Origin of the sequence: Nonomuraea rubra, from assembly GCF_014207985.1 — a bacterium.
Lineage (GTDB): Bacteria > Actinomycetota > Actinomycetes > Streptosporangiales > Streptosporangiaceae > Nonomuraea > Nonomuraea rubra.
In genome coordinates this window covers 3130147-3150801 of sequence record NZ_JACHMI010000001.1, presented here as the reverse complement: position 1 = coordinate 3150801, position 20655 = coordinate 3130147, and the positions used below count along the sequence as shown (strand labels likewise).

Genomic DNA, 20655 nt, shown 5'->3' with positions numbered 1-20655 from the left:
TGAAGCTCCTCCTTGCGGAGGAATCCAGCCATCCATCGAAACATGCACATTCGGGTTGAAATCTGAACCGGTCCGCCAGTGGGGCGCGTACCACGCCATGACACGGGGCCCCGGCCTTGGTCCGGGGCGCGGCCGGACCAGGCTAGGGTCCCTTGTCATGCATGCAGAACAGCTCTACCGCGCGGCGTTGATCGGAGACATCGAGACCGTGGGCAAGCTGCTCGCCGGCGGGCTCGACCCCAACACGCCCAGCGAGGGACCGGAAGAAGGCGGGTCGGAGGGCGGGCTCGCCCTGTGCGCCGCGGCGTCCCGCGACCGCACCGAGGTGGTCACGGCGCTGCTGTCCGCCGGCGCGGACGTCAACGCCCGCGAGGACGGCGGCTGGACGGCCCTGCTGTGGGCCTCCGCCAACGGCCACGCCGACGCCGCCAGGCTGCTCATCGAGGCGGGCGCCGACGTGAACGCCACCAACGAGGTCGGCGACACCCCGCTCACGCTCGCCGCCAGCCGCGGCGCCCCCGGCGTGGTGCAGGTGCTGCTGGAGGCGGGCGCCGACCACGAGAAGTACGACGGCGACGGCGACACGGCGCTCGAGGTCGCGCTCGGCTGGGCGGGCGTGCACCTGGAGACCGCCCTGCTGGAGCAGATCGAGCAGGAGGGCTGGGAGTACGTCGTGGCCCGCCAGTACGCCAAGGACGGCACCGAGCTGATCACCGTGGCCGGCCGCTCCCCCGACGGCGAGGAGAGCGAGCAGGTGCAGGCCCAGCGCGGCCACGCCGCCGTCGCGACCCTGCTGGAGGACGCGGCGGGCGTCTACACGCCGGTCGAGCAGCTGGTGGCCAGGGCCCTGGCGCACCGCGACGTCGACGAGGACGCCGAGACCTGGTGGATCGTGGCCGACTCGCTGGGCAGGCGGGCCGACGAGGAGACGTACGAGGCGCTGGCCAGGCTGTGCGTGAGCGAGGACGCCAGGGAGCGGGAGTTCGGCGTGGACGCGATCGCGCAGTTCGGGTTCGCCGACGGGGAGAAGCCGTACCTGGAGCGGACCCTGCCGCTGCTGCAGAAGATGGTCACCACGGAGGGCAACCCGCAGGTCCTGCGCTCGGTGCTGGCCGGGCTCGGGCACCAGGGAGACCCGCGGGCGCTGCCGTCCGTGCTGGACGTGCTCCGGCGTCCCGGGCACAAGCGCACGATGACGGACCCGATCGCGCTGGCCGACGTGCTGCCGCCGGACCACGAGGAGGGGCTGGCGCTGCTGATCTCCATGACCGAGGACGAGGACTCGGAGATCCGCGACTGGGCCACCTCCGGGCTCGCCGGGCTGGCCGCCGACACGCCGCGGATCAGGGAGGCCCTGGCCGCCCGGCTGTCCGACTCCGACCTGCGTACGGTGGCCGAGGCCACGCGCGGCCTGGCCGACCGCGGGGACGACCGGGCCGCGCAGGGGGTCTCGCGGGTGCTGGCCGAGAGCGACGACGAGTACGCCAGGGAGCTGGTCACCCGGCCCGCCGCCGAAGCCTGACGCCCCCGCGCGGGCTCGGTCGCCGCCGAAGCCTGAGCCGTCGTCACCGCCGCCCGGGCCCCCTCCCCCGGAAGGTTCAGTCGCCGTTGAGCACGCGGGTCACCCAGTCGAGCGTCCCCGTGCTCAGGGCCTCCTCCGCCAGGCGCTTGCCCGTCTCGGTGGTGATCAGGGCCAGCGAGCTGTCGATCCACCCCTGGACGTTCTGGTGGCCCTGCTCGCGGTACTCGACGGCCTGGATGAGGCATTCCAGCTTGTCGGCGTCGCGGGCGCAGACGGCTTCGAGGGTGGCCTTCTCCTCGTACTCGGCCACGGCGTCGCCGACGAGGGAGGCCACCTCCGCCGGCAGGCCGCGGACCTGGTCGGCGGTGACGTCCTCGTTGGAGGCGGCCGTGAGGTAGCGCTTGCCGATGTACGGGATGTCGGTGATGCGGGTCTCCTGCGTGTCGTGGAAGAGGCTCATGAACGCGGCCCGCTCCGGGTTGCCGCCCTCCAGCCCGGCGATCACGGCGGCGATCACCGCCGCGCGGAAGGAGTGCTCGGCGATGCTCTCAGGATCGCGTACGCCCGCGACCAGCCAGCCGGTTCGCTTGTAGCGCTTGAGCAGCCCGAACTCGTACAGAAACCCCGCCAGACCCGTCACATCACCCGCCACGAGGACCCCCTTCTCGTCATGCGCAGAGTCTGATTCCTCCCCCGAAATCACGCGGCGAATGCCGCGACCCGGCCGGGCGGTCACGGCAGGGGTCGTCCCTGACCGGCTCGTGTCCGCGCGGGAATCGATCCCTTCTGCGGGTTACGGGGTCGAGAGCGCGGGGGCGGTGGCCAGCACGTCCCTGGCGAGGGCGAGATCGCCCTCCAGGTCTGCGGGGAAATCGGCGGGATCGCCCCTTCCGCCGAGCAGGAAACAGAATTTCTTCACGTCCGCCGTGATGTGCGCGTCGGGCTCGCCCGGCCCGGCGTCCTCCACGCCCAGCGCGACCCGCCACTCTCCCCCGCCCTCGCCGGTCAGCGTGAGGTGCAGGGTGCGGCCCGCGCCGTCCACGCCGCCGAAGAGCATCGTGAAGGGCAGCAGGCGGGCGCACAGGTCGGCGGTGGGGTGGATGTGCTCCGCGATCGGGTCGGGCAGGCGGATCCGCGCCGTCTCGGCCGCGTCGGAGGTGTGGATCCACGTCTCCAGGCACCTGGCCAGGATGTGGTCGTTGACGGGCGCGTCCAGGCCGTCGAGCGTGGCCGGGGTCGTGGGGGGCAGGTCCGCCAGGTGGCGGCAGAGGGCGTCCGCCTGCGCGCGCCAGTCCCTGCGCGTCTGCTCGGGGCTGCGGGCCCGCTCGTACGCCTGGACGTCATGCGTGCGCGACGTCGAGTCCGCGGCACCGATCGGCGGGCCCAGCACGGGAGCGCCGACGGAGGCGGCCAGCAGGCCGTCCTTGGCGGCCAGGTGGGCGACGAGCTCCTGGAGCGTCCAGCCCTCGACGATGATCCGCGACCAGTCGTCGTCCACCGCCGAGGCCAGCAGCGCGTCCATGGCCGCCACCCGGCCGGCGTACGGCTCCGCCCAGGCGGCGGTGGGTGCCGCCGGCCGGCGCCTGGCCCGGGCCCCGGCGAGGAGCTGGGGCCGCAGCGAGCGGGCCGGCACCTCGGGGTCCTCCATCAGCGCGTCGAGGTAAAGACGCTCGACGGGGTCCATCACACCTCTTCCTGAGTATGCGGGTGCGCCTCGGCCGTGTGCGGCGGCCGGGCGTCCATCACACTTCTTCCCCTGACCGTGTGCGGCGGCCGGGCGTCCATCAGACTTCTTCCTCTGCCAGCGCGTCCGCCAGGCGCCGCAGCGCCAGCCGGATGCGCGATTTGGCCGTTCCCTCCGGCACGCCGAGCTCCTCGCCGACCTGCCGGTAGGTCCTGCCGCCGAAATAGGCGAGCTCCACCGCCTCGCGTAAGCCGTCGGGCAGGGACGTCACCGCCCGGCGTACCCGCTGGGCCTCGTCGGCGGCCAGCACGGTGTCCTCGAGCCTGACGGGCTCCCGTTCGAACAGCCTGGGCCCGAGCGCCGACACCCGCCTGCGTTCCTCGGCCCGCACGTGATCGACCGCGCGCCGGTGGGCTATCGTGGCCAGCCACGCGCGCAGCGTGCCGCGTTCCGGGTCGAAGGCCAGCGGACGCTCCCAGAAGACCAGGAAGACCTCCTGCGTGATGTCCTCGGCGATCACCCGGTCCCTGGTGACCCGCAGGGCGAGACCGAAGATCAGCGAAGAGAGCCGATCGTAGACCTCCCCCAGCGCGGACTCATCGCCGCCGACCACCCGCTGGTGCAGCAGGCGGTCGTCGTACGGTGCCTCCACTGGCACCACACTCCCGTTTGTTCCGGACCAAGGCGGCGGGTGCGCCGCGACCCGAGCATGTCACTATTCGCACCAAATGTAGAGCCGGATGACCGGCGGGCAAGACTCTTTCGCGCCACGATAAGGTCGAAAGGTAACAACGGAGGGAGCATTCGCCATGGCCACCACCCGCACCGCCACTACCCAGTGGAAGGGCGCCCTGCTCGACGGCTCGGGCACCGTCTCGCTCGACACCTCTGGTGTCGGCACGTTCGAGGTCTCCTGGCCGTCCAGGGCCGAGTCGGCCAACGGCAAGACCTCCCCCGAGGAGCTCATCGCCGCAGCCCACTCCTCGTGCTTCTCGATGGCGCTCTCGCACGGCCTCGCCGGCGCCGGCACGCCGCCCGAGTCGCTGCAGACCAGCGCCGACGTGACGTTCCAGCCGGGCGAGGGCATCACGGGCATCGTGCTCACGGTCAAGGGGCACGTCCCGAACATCACGGCCGAGCAGTTCCAGGAGGCGGCCGAGACGGCCAAGGCCAACTGCCCGGTGAGCAAGGCCCTGGCCGGCACGACGATCAGCCTCAAGGCCGAGCTTCTCTAGCCCCCTCCCGCGCGCGGAAGCGGCGATCTGGTCATTGGAAGACCAAGACCGCTTTCGCGTGCGACAATCGGGTCACATGCGCGAGGTCTGGCCGGGCGAGCCCTATCCACTCGGCGGCACCTGGGATGGCGTTGGCACCAGCTTTGCGGTGTTCTCCGAGGTCGCCGAGCGGGTCGAGCTGTGCCTTTTCCACGATGACGGCTCCGAGGAACGCGTCGACCTGCCCGAGGTCGACGGGTTCGTCTGGCATGGCTACCTGCCGGGCATCCAGCCGGGGCAGCGGTACGGCTACCGGATCGACGGGCCGTACGAGCCGTCGCAGGGTCACCGGTGCAACCCGGCCAAGCTGCTGCTCGACCCGTACGCCAAGGCGATCGACGGCGACCTGGAGTGGAACCAGGCGCTGTTCCCCTACTACTTCACCGACCCCACCAGGCGCAACACCGAGGACAGCGCGCCGTACATGCCGAAGAACGTGGTGATCAACCCGTTCTTCGAGTGGGGCAACGACCGGTCGCCGCGCATCCCGTACCACGAGACCGTGATCTACGAGGCGCACGTGCGCGGGCTCACCATGCGCCACCCCGACGTGCCGCCAGACCTGCGGGGCACCTACGCCGGGGTGGGGCATCCGGCGATCATCGAGCACCTGCTGTCGCTCGGGGTGACGGCGGTCGAGCTGATGCCGGTGCACCACTACATCCCCGAGCACTTCCTGGTGGCGCGCGGGCTGACGAACTACTGGGGCTACAACACCATGGCCTACCTGGCCCCGCACGGGCGCTACTCCAGCGCCGGCACCAGGGGGCAGCAGGTGCTGGAGTTCAAGGCCATGGTGCGGGCGCTGCACGAGGCGGGCATCGAGGTCATCCTGGACGTGGTCTACAACCACACGGCCGAGGGCGACCACATGGGGCCCACGCTGGGGTTCAGGGGGATCGACAACACCGCCTACTACCGGCTGCACGACGGCGACCGGCGCTACTACCTCGACTACACCGGGTGCGGCAACTCCCTCAACGTGCGCTCGCCGCACGCCCTGCAGCTCATCATGGACTCGCTGCGTTACTGGGTGCTGGAGATGCACGTCGACGGGTTCCGCTTCGACCTGGCCTCGGCGCTGGCCAGGGAGCTGCACGACGTCGACCGGCTGAGCGCGTTCTTCGACCTGATCCAGCAGGATCCGGTGATCTCGCAGGTCAAGCTGATCGCCGAGCCGTGGGACGTCGGCCCGGGCGGCTACCAGGTGGGCAACTTCCCGCCGTTGTGGACGGAGTGGAACGGCAAGTACCGCGACATCGTCCGCGACTTCTGGCGGGGCACCCACTCCGCGCTGCCGGAGTTCGCCTCCCGCCTGACCGGCTCCGCCGACCTGTACGAGTCCTCCGGCCGCCGCCCCGTCGCCTCGATCAACTTCGTCACCTGCCACGACGGTTTCACGCTGACGGACCTGGTCTCCTACGACCACAAGCACAACGAGGCCAACGGCGAGGACAACCGCGACGGCACCAACGACAACCGCTCCTGGAACTGCGGCGCGGAGGGCCCGGTCGAGGACCCGCAGATCGTCACGCTCCGCCGCCGCCAGCGCCGCAACTTCCTGGCCACGCTGTTCCTGTCGCAGGGCGTGCCGATGCTCTCCCACGGCGACGAGATCGGGCGCACGCAGCGCGGCAACAACAACGCCTACTGCCAGGACAACGAGCTGGCCTGGGTCGACTGGTCGCTGGTGAACGCCGAGTCGGAGCTGCTGGAGTTCGTGCGGGCGCTGGCCAAGCTGCGCCGCGAGCACCCCGTCTTCCAGCGGCGGCGCTTCTTCCACGGCCGCCATCCCGACAACGGGGCCCGCGACCTGGTCTGGCTGACGCCCGGCGGGCGGGAGATGACGGCCGGCGACTGGCACATCAGCTACGCCAAGTCGCTGATGGTCTACCTGAACGGCGAGGCGATCACGGAGATGGGGCCGCGCGGCGAGCGGATCGCGGACGACTCGTTCCTGCTGCTGATCAACGCTCACCACGAGAGCCTGCCGTTCACGCTGCCGGGCGAGGAGTTCGGCACGCGCTGGCTGCCCGTGCTCGACACCACCCATGACGTGGTGGAGGAGGGGTTCGCGGACGACGGGTGGCAGGCGGGCGACCTGGTGGCCGTCACGGCGCGCTCGCTGCAGGTGCTGCGCCGGCCCAGGGGCGCGAAGCCGTAGGAGCTGCGCCGTCCCCAGGGCCGCCGAACCAGGGGCCGCGAAGCCGTAGGGGCGGCTCAGAAGACGCGGGCGGCGCTGGCCGTGAGGAAGACCAGCGTGAACGCCGTCACCCCGGCCAGGCCGTGCAGCGTCACGGCGAGGACGGGGAAGCGGCGGCCGGCCGGCTGGTGGCGACCGGCGCCGAGCCAGCGGGTGAACATCGCGAAGCCGAGCAGGGCGGCCGCCGCCAGGCCGGCGAAGGCGGCCCAGGCGAGCGCGCGGCTGCCCGTGGCGAGCCCGGCCGCGTAGCAGGCCAGCGCCGACACGGCCAGTGCCGGGTGGGCGAAGACGAGAGCGGCGGGGAAGCGGGTGACCTTGGCGCGGCGCAGGCCGCCGCCGGCCAGCCACAGGGAGAGCAGGTAAACGCCGGCGAGCGCGGCGACCGTCCATGCCACGGCGGTGAGCAGGCCCACGGCGCGTCTCCCCTCGATCCCCTTCCCTATCGTCACGTTAAGCGGAGAATCGCCGGTACGTCCGCCGATCCGGAAAAAGCGGTATCCGTCCGCAAAACCCCTGGCCGATCGAATGTCGGTGGCGTGTGCCAAGGTAGAGGGGTGCGGCGCATCTATCCCGACATACAGGACAACCCGGACATCGTGCAGGCCTACGCCTACCCCGTGGACCGGCCATGGCTGCGGCTCAACATGGTCGCCAGCGCCGACGGCGCCGCCTGGCTGAAGGGGCGCTCGGGCCCGCTGTCGAGCAAGGGCGACAAGCGCATCTTCCAGACCCTGCGCGGGCTGGCCGACGTCGTCGTCGCGGGCGCCGCGACCGTGCGCAAGGAGGGGTACGGCCCCGTCCCGCCGCGCGACTGGTGGGCGGAGATCAGGGAGGGGCGCCCTGAGGTGCCGCCCATCGCCGTGATCACCCGCAGCCTCGCGCTCGACCTCGACGGCGACCTGTTCTGCGACGCCCCCAGCAGGACGATCGTGATCACCTGCGAGGCCGCGCCGCACGAGCGGCGCAAGGAGGCGGCCAAGCTCGCCGACCTGATCGTGGCCGGCGAGGAGAGCGTCGACATGCGGCAGGCCGTGGCCGAGCTGCACCGGCGCGGCCTGACCAGGGTGCTGTGCGAGGGCGGCCCCCGGATCAACGCCCAGCTCTCGGCCTGCGACCTCGTCGACGAGCTGTGCCTGTCGATCAGCCCGCTGCTGGTCGGCGGCGGTGCGGCGCGCATCCAGAACGGCGAGCCCGCACAGGTCACACTGGATCTCAGCCAGGTGCTGGAGGAGGATGGCGTCCTCTTCTGCAAGTACACCAGGGCCACCCACGGGGAAGAGGGAGCACAGACATGACCGACGAGCCGACCGCACCGGAGGTGGCCGAGGAGCCGGAGCCGGTGCCCAACCTGCCGGTGCGGCCGCCGGTGGCGCCGATGCTGGCCAAGCCGGTCAAGGCGATGCCCAAGCAGGACGGCACCCTGCTCTACGAGCCGAAGTGGGACGGGTTCCGCTGCATCATCTTCCGCGACGGCGACGAGGTCTACCTGGGCAGCCGCAACGAGCGGCCGTTCACCCGCTACTTCCCCGAGCTGGTCGAGGCGGTCAGGGCCGAGCTGCCGGACAAGGTGGTGATGGACGGCGAGATCGTGCTGCCGGTGGGCACGCAGCTCGACTTCGACGCCCTGCAGCAGCGCATCCATCCGGCCAAGTCGCGGGTGACGATGTTGTCGGAGCGCACGCCGGCCCAGTTCATCGCGTTCGACCTGCTGGCGCTGGGCGACGAGTCGCTGATGGAGACGCCGTTCTCCGAGCGGCGGGCGCGGCTGGAGGGCCTGTTCGGCGAGAAGGCCGGCTCCGTGCGGCTGACGCCCGTCACGACCGACTACGAGCAGGCGCTCGAATGGTTCGAGACGTTCGAGGGGGCCGGGCTCGACGGCATCATCGTCAAGCCGGGCGACCAGCCGTACGTTCCGGACAAGCGCACGATGTTCAAGGTCAAGCACGAGCGCACCGCCGACGTGGTGATCTGCGGCTACCGCGAGCACAAGACCGGGCCGATCGTGGGGTCGCTGCTGCTCGGCCTGTACGGCGACGACGGGCGGCTGCACCATGTGGGCGTGGCGGCCTCGTTCCCGATGAAGCGCAGGGCCGAGCTGGTCGAGGAGATCAAGCCGTACCTGGCGGAGCTGAGCGAGCACCCCTGGGGCCACTGGGCGGAGCAGGCGCAGGCCAATCTCGGCCAGCCGGCCGCCGGGCCCGCGACGGGCGGGCAGCGGGTGCCGGGGGCGGTGTCGCGGTGGAACGCCAAGAAGGACCTGTCGTTCATCCCGCTGCGGCCCGAGCTGGTGATCGAGGTGGCCTACGACCAGATGGAGGGCGACCGGTTCCGGCACACGGCGCAGTTCCGGCGGTGGCGGCCCGACCGTACGCCCGAATCGTGCACTTATGAGCAGTTGGAGCGTCCGGTTAGTTACAACCTTGACGACATCCTTGCCCGCTGACGTCGCATCCCGTTATATCTCGACATATGAGTACAGGGGATGAGTTAAAGGCGGCCGTGTCCGCGCGGCGCGATCTGGGGCCCGAGTTCGAGGACGCGGTCGTGGAGTCGTTCCTCGACAAGATGGGGCAGGAGATCGACCGGCGGGTGGACGAGCGGCTGGCCCAGGCCGCCCCCAAGGGGGGCCAGGTGACCAGGCCCGGCCCGTCGGAAGGTCAGCGGCTCGCCCTGGCGATCGTCTCGCTGGCTCTGGCGACGCTCTCCACCGTGCTCTTCGTCCTGGTCGACGATGGCGCGGGAGCGGGGTTCTTCATCTGGCTCGGGGTCCTCATCGTCAACGGCATCTACAACGCGCCGCGCAAGGGCTAGGCCAGCCAGATCAGCCCGGCGAACCGGCCGCCGGGCTGCTCCCTGCGATGGGAGTAGAGCTCCTGCGCCTCGATCGTGCAGCGCGCGTCGTGGCGCACGTCGGCCAGGCCCGCTGCCCGGAGCTGGGCCTCGATCCCAGCGCGCAGGTCGAGCGCCGGGGTCTGCCATGACGTGGTGGACCACGTCTCCGGAACCCTGGACGCGACCTGCTCGCGCAGGCCGGCGGGCACCTCGTAGCAGCGGCCGCACGCGCCGGGGCCGATCAGCGCGACCATCCTGCCCGGCTCGGCGCCCTTGGCGGCCATGGCCTCGACCAGGGCCGTGGCGATGCCCGCCTCGGTGCCGGGGCGGCCGGAGTGCGCCGCGCCCACCATGCGGGCCACCGGGTCGGCCACCAGCACCGCGGGGCAGTCGGCGCCCAGCGAGGCCAGCGCCAGGCCGGGCTCGGTGGTGAACACGCCGTCGAGCGGCGGCGGGTCGTCGCCGAACGGCTCGCTCACGTACGCGACGTCGGCGCTGTGCACCTGCCGCATGAACACCACGGCCCGCACGCCCAGCTCGTCCCTGACCCCGTCGCGGTTGGCGCGCACGTTCGCCGGGTCGTCGCCGACCAGGCCGCCGAGGTTGCGCGAGCCGTAGGGCGGGGCGCTGACGCCGCCGTGGCGGTCGGTGACGGCGACGTGGACACCGGGGGCGAGCTCCATGCCCCCGATCTTAGAGCCCCTGCCAGGTCACCTCCTCCTTGGAGAGGAAGGCGGGGACCGCGGCGTGGAAGTCGGCGCTGCCGAAGACCGTGGCGACGAGGTCGTCGCCGTCCGGCAGGTTCGCCACGCGCAGCCGCCGCACCGCCTCCTTGGCCGCCCACATCGACAGGGGCGCGTGGGACAGCAGCCGCTCCTCCACCTCCGCCTGCCGGGCGGCCAGCGCGTCCGGCTCGCACAGCTCGGCCACGAAGCCGGCCGCGTGCGCCTCCTCCCCGGTGAACATCCGGGCCCGCAGCAGCATGTCCAGGGTCCTGGCCGGGCCGAGGTGGTGGACGAGGAGGGAGTAGGTGTTCATGGACAGGCAGTTGCCGAGCGTCCTGGCGATCGGGGCGCCGAACCGCGAGCCGGGCACGGCCAGCCGCAGGTCGCAGGCTGCGGCCACGACGAGGCCGCCGCCCACGCAGTAGCCCTCGACGACGGCCATGGTGGGCGCCTTGACCCGCTCCAGCCGGTCGATGATCCGCTGGACCTTGCGCTCGTAGGCGATGCCGTCGTCCCCGTCGGTGAACGAGGTGAACTGGGCGATGTCGGTGCCGGCCACGAAGGCCCTGCCGCCGGCGCCCGACAGCACGAGCAGCTTGATCGACGGGTCGGCGTCGGCGCGTTCGCAGGCGTCGTACAGGCCGTCCCACATGGCCCAAGTCAGCGCGTTGTGCTGGGCGGGCCGGTTGAACACCACCCGCAGCACGGGCCCGTCCGCGGTGACGAGTAGCTCGCTCACACGGTCTCCTTCTGCCTACGAGGAATGAGCTTGAGCAGGGTCGGCCCGGCCAGCAGCAGGGCGGCCAGCAGGAACACGACCAGGGCGATCGGCCGGGTGAGGATGATCGTCAGGTCGCCGCCGCCCATGGCCGAGGTCTGGACGAGCGCCTTCTCGAACAGCGCTCCGACGACGAGCCCGAGCACGAGCGGCGCCATCGGCAGGTCGAACTTCTTCATGAAATATCCGACGAGGCCGAAGACGAACACCACCCAGACGCTGAACATGTTGTTGTCGATCGAGTACGCCCCCACGAAGCTGGTCACCAGGATCAGCGGATACATGTACCCGTACGGGATCCGCAGGAGCTGCGCGAACATCGGCGCCAGCGGCAGGTTCAGCACCAGCAGCATGACGTTGCCGAGGAAGAACGAGGCCAGCAGCCCCCACACCAGCTCCGGCTGCTCCTCGAAGAGCAGCGGCCCCGGCTGGATGCCGTACATCATGAACGCCCCCAGCAGCACGGCCGTGGTCGCGCCGCCCGGGATGCCCAGGGCCAGGGTGGGCACGAAGTTGGCGTTCGCGGCTGCGTTGTTGGCGCTCTCCGGCGCGGCCACCCCCTCGATCGCGCCCTGCCCGAACTCGTGCCGGTTGCGCGAGACCCGCTTCTCCACCCCGTACGCCAGGAACGAGGCCAGCGTGGACCCGGCCCCGGGCAGGCAGCCGAGCAGGTAACCGATCACGCTGCCCCGGGCGATCGCCCCCGTGGAGCGGGACAGCTCCGCCTTGGTGATCATCAGGTCCTTGAAGCGGGCCCTGATGGGCGCGGCGGCGCCCTGCCGGATCTGGAAGAGCACCTCCCCCACCGCGAACAGCCCGATCATCACCTGCACGAACGGCAGCCCGGACAGCAGATCCACGTCGCCGAAGGTGTAGCGGGGCAGGCCGGTGGCCGCGTCCACGCCGACGGTGGCCAGCAGGATGCCGAGCACGGCCATGGCCAGGCCGCGCAGCCGGCCGCCGGCCGAGGAGAAGCTGACGATGGTGGCCAGGCCGAGGACCATGACGGCGAGGTTCTCCGGCGGCCCGAAGCCGAGCGCCAGCTCGGCGAACGGCGGCGCCATGGCCACCAGCAGCACCAGCGAGACGATGGCGGCGGCGAACGAGCCGATGGCGGCGATCGACAGCGCCGCCCCCGCGCGGCCCTTGCGGGCCATCTGGTAGCCGTCGATCGCGGTCACCACGCTGGCCGCCTCGCCGGGCGTGGAGATCAGCACGGAGGTGATGGTGCCGCCGTACTGGGCGCCGTAGTAGATGCCGGCGAGCATGATGAGCGCGGTCAGCGGCTCGAACGAGAGCGTCAGCGGCAGCAGCACGGCCACGCCGGTCGTCGAGCCGAGTCCCGGCAGCAGGCCGATGACGGTGCCGGCGAGCACGCCGACGAAGCACCACAGCAGGTTCGCGGGGGTGAGGGCGGCGCCGAAGCCCATGATCAGGTTGTCCAGCATCAGCCGTCGCCTCCGATCCCGAGCAGCCCGCCGGGCAGCGGCACGGCCAGGAACAGCACGAACACCGCGTAGATCACCAGCGTGGCGGCGGCCGCGATCCCGGCGGCCGGGACGAGCGGCTGCTTCTCCACGAACGCGGAGACGGCGAACACCAGCAGCCCGAACGCCACCAGGAACCCGGTCAGCGGCACCAGCAGCAGCGCGACCAGCAGCAGGCCGAACACGGTCCACAACGTCCTGACGCGCCCCGGGTCCGCCTCCTCCCGCTCGGCGGCCTGCCTGCGTACCGACTGGAGCAGGCAGGCGGCCGACAGCAGCGCCAGCGCGACGCCGCTGACCAGCGGCAGGAAGCCCGGGCCGATCTCGCCGCCGTCCTTGGTGACGCCGTAGCCGAACGAGGCGCCCGCCATGGCGACCGACAGGCAGACGAGCAGCGCCCAGACGGCGCCCTCGCCCCGGATCAGCCCTCTCATGACGGCTTCTTCAGCACCGGCGCGAGCGCGGTGTCGAGCTGTTCGAGGTACGTGCCGAAGTCGTCGCCGTACAGCTCGGCCTGCTGCAGGTAGTTGTCCTTGAGCCACTTCTGGAACTCGGGGGTCCTGGTCACGCCCCTGGCGGCGCTCTCCCAGTAGGCGCGCTCGCGCTCGTCCAGCCCGCCGGCCGCGAGGATCCCCCTGAACTGCACGTACGAGACGTCGATGCCCTGCTCCTTGGCCGTGGCCAGCGCGGAGAACTCGGGGTAGGTGTAGCGCTTTTCGGTGGTGACGCACAGGCCCTTGAGGTCGCCGGACCTGAGCTGGCCGATCACCTCGCCGGGGTTGAGCAGCGCGGCCTGGATCTGGCCGCCGAGCACGGCCGGCACCAGCTCGCCGCCCGACTCGAACGGCACCCGCTGGAACTTCGCGCCGGTCTTCTGCTCGATCATCGTGAAGATCACGTTGTCGACGCCGTACGCGCCGGACATGCCCACGCTGACCCGGCCGCCCTTGGCCGCGTTCACCACGTCGGTGCAGCTCTTGAACGGCGAGTCCGGCTTGACCACGACGATGCCGCCGTCCTCGGCCAGCTTGGCGACGGGGGTGAAGTCCTTGCGGGTGAAGGAGACCTGGCCGCTGAGCGGCAGGGACAGGATGGCGTTCTCGGTGGCGATCAGGTAGTTGCCGTTGCCCTTCTTGCCGAGCAGGCCCGAGTAGCCGACCGCGCCTGAGCCGCCGTCGCGGTTCTCCACGGTGACGGTGAGGCCGGGCTGGGCCTTCTCCAGCGCGGCGGCCACGGCCCGGCCCGCCAGGTCGCTGCCGCCGCCGGCGGCGAACGGCACGATCATGCGGACGTCGCCGCGCGGCTTCCACGCGCCCCCTGTCGTGCCCGCGTTCGCCCCGCAGGCCGCCGCCCCGAGGAGCAGCACGGCGGCCAGCAGCGCCCTCATGACGCCAGTCCCCGCAGCTTGGCGGCGAACCTGTCCAGGTCGATGACGAACCGCTCGTGCGTGCCCTCGCCGACCCTGCCGTTCTCGTCCTCGGCGACCACGGAGAAGGCGACGCGACGCCGGTCCACCTCGGTCACCGTGGCGGTCGCGGTCACCTTGCCGCCCTTGAGCGTGGGCGCCACGTGCGCGATCTCCACCTTGCTGCCGACGCTGCCCTGCCCCTCGCCCAGGCAGGGGGCCAGGGCCTCGATGGCGGCGTCCTCGATCAGGTGGACCAGGTTGGGGGTGGAGAAGATGTCGTGCTCGCCGCGGCGGGTGCAGTGACGCTCCGCCACGACCCAGGTGAGCGTGGCGCTCACGCCCGGGGTCAGTCGGTCGCTCATGTGCTCTCCAAGGGGGTGGGGGATTGGGCCGCGGCGCCTTCGGCGAGCAGCCGGTCGATCTCCTGCCCGGTCAGGCCGCACTCGCGCAGCACCTCGACGGTGTCCGCGCCGAGCAGCGGTCCCGCGGGGCCGCGCCTGGTGGGCGTGGCCGAGAACCGCATGGCCGAGCCGAGCTGGCGTACGGGGCCCATCTCGGGATGCTCGGCATCCCAGAAGAACCGCCGCTGTTCGAGGTGCTCGTCGTTGAACACCTGGGAGTAGTCGGAGATGGGCGCGCAGGGCACGCCGCGGGCGTCGAGCGCGGCCACGACGTCGGCCGTGGTGCGCGTGGTGGTGACGCGTTCGATGGCGGGGATCAGCTCGTGGCGCAGGCCGTGCCGGTCGTGGGCGTCGGCGTACCGCTGGTCGGCGAGCAGTTCGGGCAGGCCGAGCGCGGCGCACAGGCCCTGCCAGGTCTTGGGGGTGACGGCGCCGACCGTGCACCAGCCGTCCGCGGTGCGGATGGCCTGGTACGGCGCCGTGCTCTGGTGGGCCGAGCCGAGCGGCCCGCCGACCTCGCCGGTGGCGAAGTACTTGCCCGCCTCCCAGATCGCGAACGACACGGCCGACTCCAGCAGCGACACGTCCACGTGCTGGCCCTGGCCGGTCGCGTGGCGGGCCTGGAGGGCGGAGACGGCGCCGAGGGCTCCGTACAGGCCGCAGACCAGGTCAGCGATCGGCACGCCGACCTTGACCGGGTCGCCGCCGGGCATGCCGGTGACGCTCATCAGGCCGCCGCGGGCCTGGGCCATGATGTCCAGGCCGGGCAGGTTCGCCAGGGGGCCGTCCTGGCCCCAGCCGGAGGCGGAGACGTACACCAGGCCGGGGTTGAGGGGGCTGAGGTCGTCGTAGCCGAGGCCGAGCTTGCGCATGGCGCCGGGGCGCAGGTTCTCCACCAGCACGTCGGCGTGCTGGACGAGGCGGCGGAAGGCGGCGGCGCCGGGCTCGGACTTCAGGTCGAGGGCGACCGAGCGTTTGTTGCGGTTGAGCCTGGCGAACGGCGAGCTGTGCCCGGCCGTGAACGGGCCGATCGCGCGCACCTGGTCGCCGCCCTCGGGGTTCTCGACCTTGATGACGGTGGCGCCCAGGTCGGCGAGCTGCATGGTGGCGAACGGGGCGGCCATGAAGGCGCCGACCTCGACGACTCGAATTCCGGACAAGGGGCTCATATGTTACGAAAACCTCACTTCCGGCGGGGTTGGTCTATTGTCTACAGAAGACAACTGAGCTAGACAAGGGTTCTGCCGGAAGTTCTTCGGCACTATGGCGGCAGACACTGATCGCCTTCGACAAGAGAGACCGCGATGCGCATCGAGGCACCCCCAAGCATGGTCCAGCTCGCCACAGAGGCCCTGATGCGCATGCTGCTCAGCGGCAGGCTGCGGCCCGGCGACCGGGTGGTGGAGAACCAGCTCACCCAGGAGCTGGGCGTCAGCCGGCCGCCGCTGCGCGAGGCCATGCGGGTGCTGGAGCAGCAGGGGCTGATCACGCAGCTCCCGCGCAGGGGCGCGTTCGTCACCCAGCTCACGCTGCACGACATCTACGAGATCGTCACGCTGCGCCGGGAGCTGGAGCGGATGGCCGTCGACCTCGGCGTCCCGGTGCGCGAGCCGGCCCGCCTCCAGCGCTGCCACGCCGCCCTCGACCGGCACGGCGCCTGCGCGCGGGCCGGCGACTGGCTGGGGGTGCTGGAGCACGCCGTCGAGTTCCACAGCTCGGTGATCGGGCTGTCGGGGCACCGGCGGCTGGAGGAGGCCTACCGCTCGATCCAGCTCCAGATGCTGCTTTGCATGGGCATGAACCGGCAGGCCAGGGCCTCCGACGAGTCCCTGGTGGACGACTGGGAGCGGCACCGCCGCCTGCTGCAGGTGATCGAGTCCGGCTCGCCGGCGGCCGTGCACGAGGAGCTGGCCGGGCACGGGGACATGACGTTCCTCGACGGCATCGAGGAACGGGTCGGCGGCCACTCCCCCGAGTCGCTGGCCTGGCTGGAGCGGGTCAGGAAAGGAGAGCCATGATCGAGGAGTTGCGGGAGGCGGTCGGCTGGACCGGCCCCGAGCGCGAGGACGTCGTCGAGCGGCGCCACCTGGAGTTCTACCGGCACGCGATCGGGGACACGTCCGAGGACGTGCCGCCCACGTTCACGGCCTGCTTCCTCGACGAGCCGCCGTCGCTGCCCGCCGCGGCCTCGTACGGGTCCGGGTGGCTGAACGGCGGGGACCGGTTCGAGTACCACGCGCCGCTGCGCGAGGGCGACGTGCTGGTCTCGCGGCCCCGCTTCACCGGGGTGGTGGAGAAGGACGGGAAGGCGGGGCCGATGGCGCTGCTGACGTTCGAGACGGAGTTCCGCCGGCCGGACGGCGAGCTGGTGGTCAGGCACGTCGGCACGAGGATCAGGACATGATCCTCACGGAGACCACGACCCTGCGCAGGCTCGTCGAGTACGCCGGCGCCTCGGGCGACTTCTACGAGATGCACTACGACCTCGACTTCGCCCGCTCGCTCGGCCACCCCGAGCTGGCCGTGCACGGGCTGCTCAAGGCGGCCTACCTGGGGCGGCTCGTCACCGGATGGCTGGCCGGGCGGGGGCGGCTGGCCGTGCTGGAGGTGAGCTACCGCGGCATGGACTTCCGGGACCGGGCGCACACGTGCCGGGGGCGGGTGATATCGACGGAGGGGAACCGGGCAGAGCTGGAGCTGTGGGGCGAGGACGACACCGGCCGTCGTACCACGCTCGGCCGCGCCGAAGTGATCTATTTCGAGGAGCCTTCCTGATGACCAGCCTTGCCGACCTCCATGCCCTGATGTCCCGGCTCGGCCACCCGGTGGTGCAGAGCGCTCCCGGCTCCGGGGCGCGGTTCCCAGACGGGGCGCCGTACCGGTTCGAGATCCCCAGCGTGGAGGGGCCCGAGGTGCTGGAGGCGGTGGTCGCGGAGGCCGACCGGCTCGGCGTGCCCGTCGCCAGGACCTCCCAGGGCAGCGGCGTGATGATGCTGACCGACGAGGAGATCACGCGGATGGCGCGGATCGGGGCCGAGCGGGGCATCGAGGTGAACCTGTTCCTCGGCCCGCGCGCCGCCTGGGACACCGGCGGCCAGGCCAAGCTCACGCAGGCCGTCGGCGCCGCCGCGCGCGGCAACGCGATGGTGGCGGCGTGCCTGGCGGACGCGCTGCGGGCCTGCTCGCTGGGCATCCGCAGCCTGCTCGTCGGCGACCTCGGGACGCTGGACGTGCTGCGCGAGCTGAAGGCGGACGGGACGCTGCCCGCGAACCTCGTCCTGAAGACGTCGGTGCTGATGCCGCTCACGAACGGCCCGACCGCGGCCCTGTACGAGCGGCTCGGCGCGACCACCGTCAACGTGGGCACCGACCTCACCGTGCCGCACCTGGCCGAGATCCGGGCCGCCACCGGGCTGCCGATCGACCTCTACCTGGAGGTGCCGGACGACCAGGGCGGGTTCGTGCGCTTCTACGAGGCCGTGGAGATCGTCCGGGCCGCCGCTCCCGTCTACCTGAAGATGGGGCTGCGCAACGCGCCCAACATCTACCCCTCGGGCGGGCACCTCGGGGTGGTGCCCAAGGAGCTGGGACGGGAACGGGTCCGGCGCGCTGCGCTGGTGCAGCGCTTGATCGAGCAGCTCGACCCGGCACTCGCCAAGCCGTCACAGACCTCCGGCCTGGGCGTGCCGGAGCTCTGAGTCAGGAGTGCAGGCGGTGGACCGTGAGCGGTCCGCCGCCCCAGCGGCCGATCGCCTCCTCGTCGGCGAAGGCGAGCACGCGCATCATGTTCCCGCCGTCGCTCAGCTCCACGTTGCGGCGCAGCCGGGCGACCAGGTCGGCGGGCAGCCTGGTGGTGCCGGCCTCGATCGTGTCGCCGTAGTGCGGGGCGAAGGCCACCCCGGCGAAGCCGCTACGGCCGAGCAGTGTGCGCACGGTCTCGGAGGAGTAGAACATCAGGTGGTTCTTGGTGAAGCCGCTCCAGGCGCTCCCGTACGCCTTGAGCAGCAACGAGCGAGCGTTCACCGTCAGGATGAGCAGCACGCCGCCGGGCGCCAGCAGGCTGCGGAAGCGCTGGAAGTCCTCCAGCGGCCTGGGCAGGTGCGCCAGCACCGACCAGAGGGTGATCACGTCGAAGCCGCCCGCCGCGATCTCGGGCACGTCCTCGGGCGCCCCGAAGTAGGTGCGGGCCCTGCTGAGCCGCTGGTTGGCCTGCTCGACCGACTCCGGCGACAGGTCCACCCCGTAGGCGTCGAACCCGCGCTGCTCGGCCAGCTCCAGGAACAGCCCGACGCCTGAGCCGAAGTCGAGCAGCCGCCGCTCCTTGCCCTCGTCGAACACCGGGGCGAACGATCTCATGGTGAGGTCGTAGCGGCGCTGCCGGTTGGCGGCGTACTTGCCGGTCAGGAAGTTGCTGTAGCCGGTGGCGTACAGGTCGCCGAGCCGTTCGGGCCGCACGTTGGGGTTGCGGTAGAGGAAGCCGCAGGACGGGCAGCGGACGACGTGGTAACGCCAGCCCTTCCCGCCGGTGGGGGTGAAGAGCGGCTGCTGGCGGGACTCCCCGCACATCATGCAGCTCAGGAACTCCTCGATCTCGCCCAGCGGCCGCTGCCGCTGGTACTCCGCCAGCGACATGATCGGCGCCTGCCGGAGGAGCAGGCGCCACTGCGCCTCCCGGACGAGCCGTTCCCCTGGACGGACATAGACCCGCTGCCCCCACGGGACCTTGTTGTAACGAGAGCCGTACGCCAGCCGGCCGAGCAATTTGTATGCCATTGCCACCACCCTTTGTGCGTTTGTGCCCGGGCATTTCCCGGCTATGCCCGCGAATCCGGCGCTTTACATGATCTTTGGGCTGGCCGGGTGAATTGAGCAAGCATATGCTTGGTCGCATGCCTGAGTTCCGCAACCTCATCGGCGGCGAGCTGCTCCCCGCCGCGCGCACGATGGACACGGTCAACCCGGCCACGGGCGAGGCGTGGGCCACGATCCCGGCCGGCGGCGCCGCCGAGGCCGAGGCGGCCGTCGAGGCAGCCGGGCGCGCCTTCCCCGCCTGGTCGGCGCTGCCCGCCCTGGCCAGGGCGCACTACCTGCGCAAGGTCTCGGAGGTGTTCGGCCGGCACGCCGAGGAGCTGGCCAGGCTGGAGACGCGCGACAACGGCCGGATCCTGCGCGACACGCTCAAGCGGGACCTGCCTGGCATGGCGCACCTGTGGCAGCTCGCCGCCGGGCAGTGCCTCGACGCGGTCAAGGGCGACACCGTGCTGCTGGGGCCGGACACGCTGGGGCTGACGCGGCGCGAGCCGTACGGGGTGGCGGTCTGCGTCATCCCGTGGAACTCCCCCATCTCCACCTTCTCCGCCAAGGCCGCCTACGCGCTGGCCGCCGGCAACACGGTCATCGTCAAGCCGGCCGAGCAGGCGAGCGCGTCCGTGCTGCGGCTGGGCGAGCTGCTGGCGGAGGTGTTCCCGCCCGGGGTGCTGAACATCGTCAGCGGCCTGGGCGAGGAGGTCGGCGAGGCCCTCGTACGGCACCGCGGCGTCGGCAAGATCAGCCTCACCGGCTCCACCGCCACCGGCCAGGCCATCACCCGGGCCTCGGCGGACGCGCTCAAGCCGATGACGTTCGAGCTGGGCGGCAAGTCGCCCAACATCGTCTTCCCGGATGCCAACCTGGACGCCGCCACCCAGGGCGTCACCGTGAACTCCGTCTACACCGGCAACGCCGGGCAGGTGTGCGTGGCCGGCTCGCGCATCCTCATCCACCGCTCCATCTGGGACGAGATGCTCGGGCGCATCGAACGGGCCTGCGCGGGGCTCGTCCTCGGGGACCCGCTCGACCTGGCGACTACGATGGGGCCGATCGTGTCGGCCGGCCAGTACGAGCGGGTCACCTCGTACCTGGAGCTGGCCGAGAAGGAGGGCGCGCGGCTCGTCTTCGGCGCCCGGACCGGCGCGGACGTGGTGCCCGCGCTGCCCGGGGGCTACTGGGTGGCGCCCACGCTGTACGCGACCGAGGACAACGCGCTGCGCGTGTGCCAGGAGGAGATCTTCGGGCCGGTGGCGGTGGCCATCCCGTTCTCCTCCGAGGAGGAGGCGGTGGCGATCGCCAACGACTCCGTCTACGGGCTGGCCGCCGGGGTGTGGACGCGCGACCTGGGCCGGGCGCACCGGCTCGTCCGGGACCTGCACAGCGGTACGGTGTGGGTGAACACGTTCAGGCAGATGCCGCCGGGGCTGCCGTTCGGCGGGGTCAAGGACAGCGGGTACGGCCACGATTCGGTCCTCGAGTACACCCGCGAAAAGGCGGCCATTATCCAGATCTAGTTGGATAGATTTACCCCT

At 71.5% G+C, this 20655-nt stretch carries 23 protein-coding genes; 11 read left to right on the top strand and 12 right to left on the bottom strand.

Annotated features, from left to right (window positions below):
• The first annotated feature begins 157 nt into the window (after positions 1-157).
• A complete protein-coding gene (locus HD593_RS14360; protein WP_246546511.1) occupies positions 158-1522 on the top strand; it encodes an ankyrin repeat domain-containing protein in 1365 nt (454 codons plus the stop codon).
• A 76-nt stretch (positions 1523-1598) separates the two neighbouring features.
• On the opposite strand, the gene HD593_RS14355 is transcribed toward HD593_RS14360, so the two are convergent.
• The 3 genes from HD593_RS14355 to HD593_RS14345 form a co-directional block, all read right to left on the bottom strand.
• Positions 1599-2174, bottom strand: a complete 576-nt coding sequence (locus tag HD593_RS14355) for an HD domain-containing protein (protein WP_185102648.1) — start codon at positions 2172-2174, stop codon at positions 1599-1601.
• A 141-nt stretch (positions 2175-2315) separates the two neighbouring features.
• A complete protein-coding gene (locus HD593_RS14350; protein ID WP_185102647.1) occupies positions 2316-3206 on the bottom strand; it encodes a maleylpyruvate isomerase family mycothiol-dependent enzyme in 891 nt (296 codons plus the stop codon).
• A 100-nt stretch (positions 3207-3306) separates the two neighbouring features.
• Positions 3307-3864 (bottom strand): sigma-70 family RNA polymerase sigma factor, encoded by a 558-nt coding sequence (locus HD593_RS14345; RefSeq protein ID WP_221524758.1) that lies wholly within the window; start codon positions 3862-3864, stop codon positions 3307-3309.
• Positions 3865-4015: 151 nt separating this feature from the next.
• Between HD593_RS14345 and HD593_RS14340 the strand changes: the two genes are divergently transcribed.
• Positions 4016-4441 carry an OsmC family protein gene (locus HD593_RS14340; protein WP_185102645.1) on the top strand — a complete coding sequence of 142 codons (426 nt, stop codon included), beginning with the start codon at positions 4016-4018 and terminating at the stop codon, positions 4439-4441.
• A gap of 76 nt (positions 4442-4517) precedes the next feature.
• Positions 4518-6644 (top strand): glycogen debranching protein GlgX, encoded by a 2127-nt coding sequence (gene glgX, locus HD593_RS14335; RefSeq protein WP_185102644.1) that lies wholly within the window; start codon positions 4518-4520, stop codon positions 6642-6644.
• A 56-nt stretch (positions 6645-6700) separates the two neighbouring features.
• Here the strand turns inward: glgX and HD593_RS14330 are convergent, their stop codons facing one another.
• Positions 6701-7096 carry a hypothetical protein gene (locus HD593_RS14330; RefSeq protein WP_185102643.1) on the bottom strand — a complete coding sequence of 132 codons (396 nt, stop codon included), beginning with the start codon at positions 7094-7096 and terminating at the stop codon, positions 6701-6703.
• Positions 7097-7237: 141 nt separating this feature from the next.
• Between HD593_RS14330 and HD593_RS14325 the strand changes: the two genes are divergently transcribed.
• From HD593_RS14325 to HD593_RS14315, 3 genes are read left to right on the top strand one after another with little or no spacing between them, the layout of a single operon-like run.
• Positions 7238-7978: a pyrimidine reductase family protein gene (locus HD593_RS14325; protein ID WP_185102642.1), complete on the top strand. Its 741-nt coding sequence runs from the start codon at positions 7238-7240 to the stop codon at positions 7976-7978.
• Complete coding sequence (locus HD593_RS14320; RefSeq protein WP_185102641.1) at positions 7975-9126, top strand: ATP-dependent DNA ligase; 1152 nt, start codon at positions 7975-7977, stop codon at positions 9124-9126. Before HD593_RS14325 ends, HD593_RS14320 begins: the two co-directional genes overlap by 4 nt.
• A 26-nt stretch (positions 9127-9152) precedes the next feature.
• On the top strand, positions 9153-9494 hold the full coding sequence (locus tag HD593_RS14315) for a hypothetical protein (protein ID WP_185102640.1): 342 nt from the start codon (positions 9153-9155) through the stop codon (positions 9492-9494).
• Here HD593_RS14315 and pgeF read toward each other — a convergent pair.
• The 7 genes from pgeF to HD593_RS14280 are packed head-to-tail and all read right to left on the bottom strand — an operon-like array spanning position 9491 to position 15483.
• Complete coding sequence (gene pgeF, locus HD593_RS14310) at positions 9491-10198, bottom strand: peptidoglycan editing factor PgeF (RefSeq protein WP_185102639.1); 708 nt, start codon at positions 10196-10198, stop codon at positions 9491-9493. The two genes, HD593_RS14315 and pgeF, sit on opposite strands and share 4 nt — an antisense overlap.
• Before the next feature lie 10 nt (positions 10199-10208).
• Positions 10209-10979 (bottom strand): enoyl-CoA hydratase/isomerase family protein, encoded by a 771-nt coding sequence (locus tag HD593_RS14305; protein ID WP_185102638.1) that lies wholly within the window; start codon positions 10977-10979, stop codon positions 10209-10211.
• The gene (locus HD593_RS14300) at positions 10976-12466 is read right to left on the bottom strand and encodes a tripartite tricarboxylate transporter permease (RefSeq protein WP_185102637.1); all 1491 of its coding nucleotides are present in this window, start codon (positions 12464-12466) and stop codon (positions 10976-10978) included. Before HD593_RS14300 ends, HD593_RS14305 begins: the two co-directional genes overlap by 4 nt.
• Positions 12466-12939: a tripartite tricarboxylate transporter TctB family protein gene (locus HD593_RS14295; protein ID WP_185102636.1), complete on the bottom strand. Its 474-nt coding sequence runs from the start codon at positions 12937-12939 to the stop codon at positions 12466-12468. The genes HD593_RS14300 and HD593_RS14295 overlap by 1 nt, the downstream gene beginning before the upstream one ends.
• A complete protein-coding gene (locus HD593_RS14290) occupies positions 12936-13892 on the bottom strand; it encodes a tripartite tricarboxylate transporter substrate binding protein (RefSeq protein ID WP_185102635.1) in 957 nt (318 codons plus the stop codon). Before HD593_RS14290 ends, HD593_RS14295 begins: the two co-directional genes overlap by 4 nt.
• On the bottom strand, positions 13889-14275 hold the full coding sequence (locus tag HD593_RS14285; protein ID WP_185102634.1) for a thioesterase family protein: 387 nt from the start codon (positions 14273-14275) through the stop codon (positions 13889-13891). The genes HD593_RS14290 and HD593_RS14285 overlap by 4 nt, the downstream gene beginning before the upstream one ends.
• Positions 14272-15483 carry a CaiB/BaiF CoA transferase family protein gene (locus HD593_RS14280; RefSeq protein WP_185102633.1) on the bottom strand — a complete coding sequence of 404 codons (1212 nt, stop codon included), beginning with the start codon at positions 15481-15483 and terminating at the stop codon, positions 14272-14274. Before HD593_RS14280 ends, HD593_RS14285 begins: the two co-directional genes overlap by 4 nt.
• Positions 15484-15618: 135 nt before the next feature.
• Between HD593_RS14280 and HD593_RS14275 the strand changes: the two genes are divergently transcribed.
• The 4 genes from HD593_RS14275 to HD593_RS14260 are packed head-to-tail and all read left to right on the top strand — an operon-like array spanning position 15619 to position 18012.
• Positions 15619-16332, top strand: a complete 714-nt coding sequence (locus HD593_RS14275) for a GntR family transcriptional regulator (RefSeq protein WP_185102632.1) — start codon at positions 15619-15621, stop codon at positions 16330-16332.
• Positions 16329-16718, top strand: a complete 390-nt coding sequence (locus HD593_RS14270) for an FAS1-like dehydratase domain-containing protein (protein ID WP_185102631.1) — start codon at positions 16329-16331, stop codon at positions 16716-16718. Before HD593_RS14275 ends, HD593_RS14270 begins: the two co-directional genes overlap by 4 nt.
• Positions 16715-17089 carry a MaoC/PaaZ C-terminal domain-containing protein gene (locus HD593_RS14265; RefSeq protein WP_185102630.1) on the top strand — a complete coding sequence of 125 codons (375 nt, stop codon included), beginning with the start codon at positions 16715-16717 and terminating at the stop codon, positions 17087-17089. Before HD593_RS14270 ends, HD593_RS14265 begins: the two co-directional genes overlap by 4 nt.
• Positions 17089-18012, top strand: a complete 924-nt coding sequence (locus tag HD593_RS14260; RefSeq protein WP_221524757.1) for a U32 family peptidase — start codon at positions 17089-17091, stop codon at positions 18010-18012. Before HD593_RS14265 ends, HD593_RS14260 begins: the two co-directional genes overlap by 1 nt.
• Before the next feature lies 1 nt (position 18013).
• On the opposite strand, the gene HD593_RS14255 is transcribed toward HD593_RS14260, so the two are convergent.
• Positions 18014-19087 (bottom strand): class I SAM-dependent methyltransferase, encoded by a 1074-nt coding sequence (locus HD593_RS14255; RefSeq protein ID WP_185102629.1) that lies wholly within the window; start codon positions 19085-19087, stop codon positions 18014-18016.
• Between the two features lie 116 nt (positions 19088-19203).
• On the opposite strand from HD593_RS14255, the gene HD593_RS14250 reads away from it, so the two are divergent.
• Positions 19204-20637, top strand: coding sequence for an aldehyde dehydrogenase family protein (locus HD593_RS14250; RefSeq protein WP_185102628.1), 1434 nt, complete (start codon positions 19204-19206; stop codon positions 20635-20637).
• Positions 20638-20655: the final 18 nt, after the last annotated feature.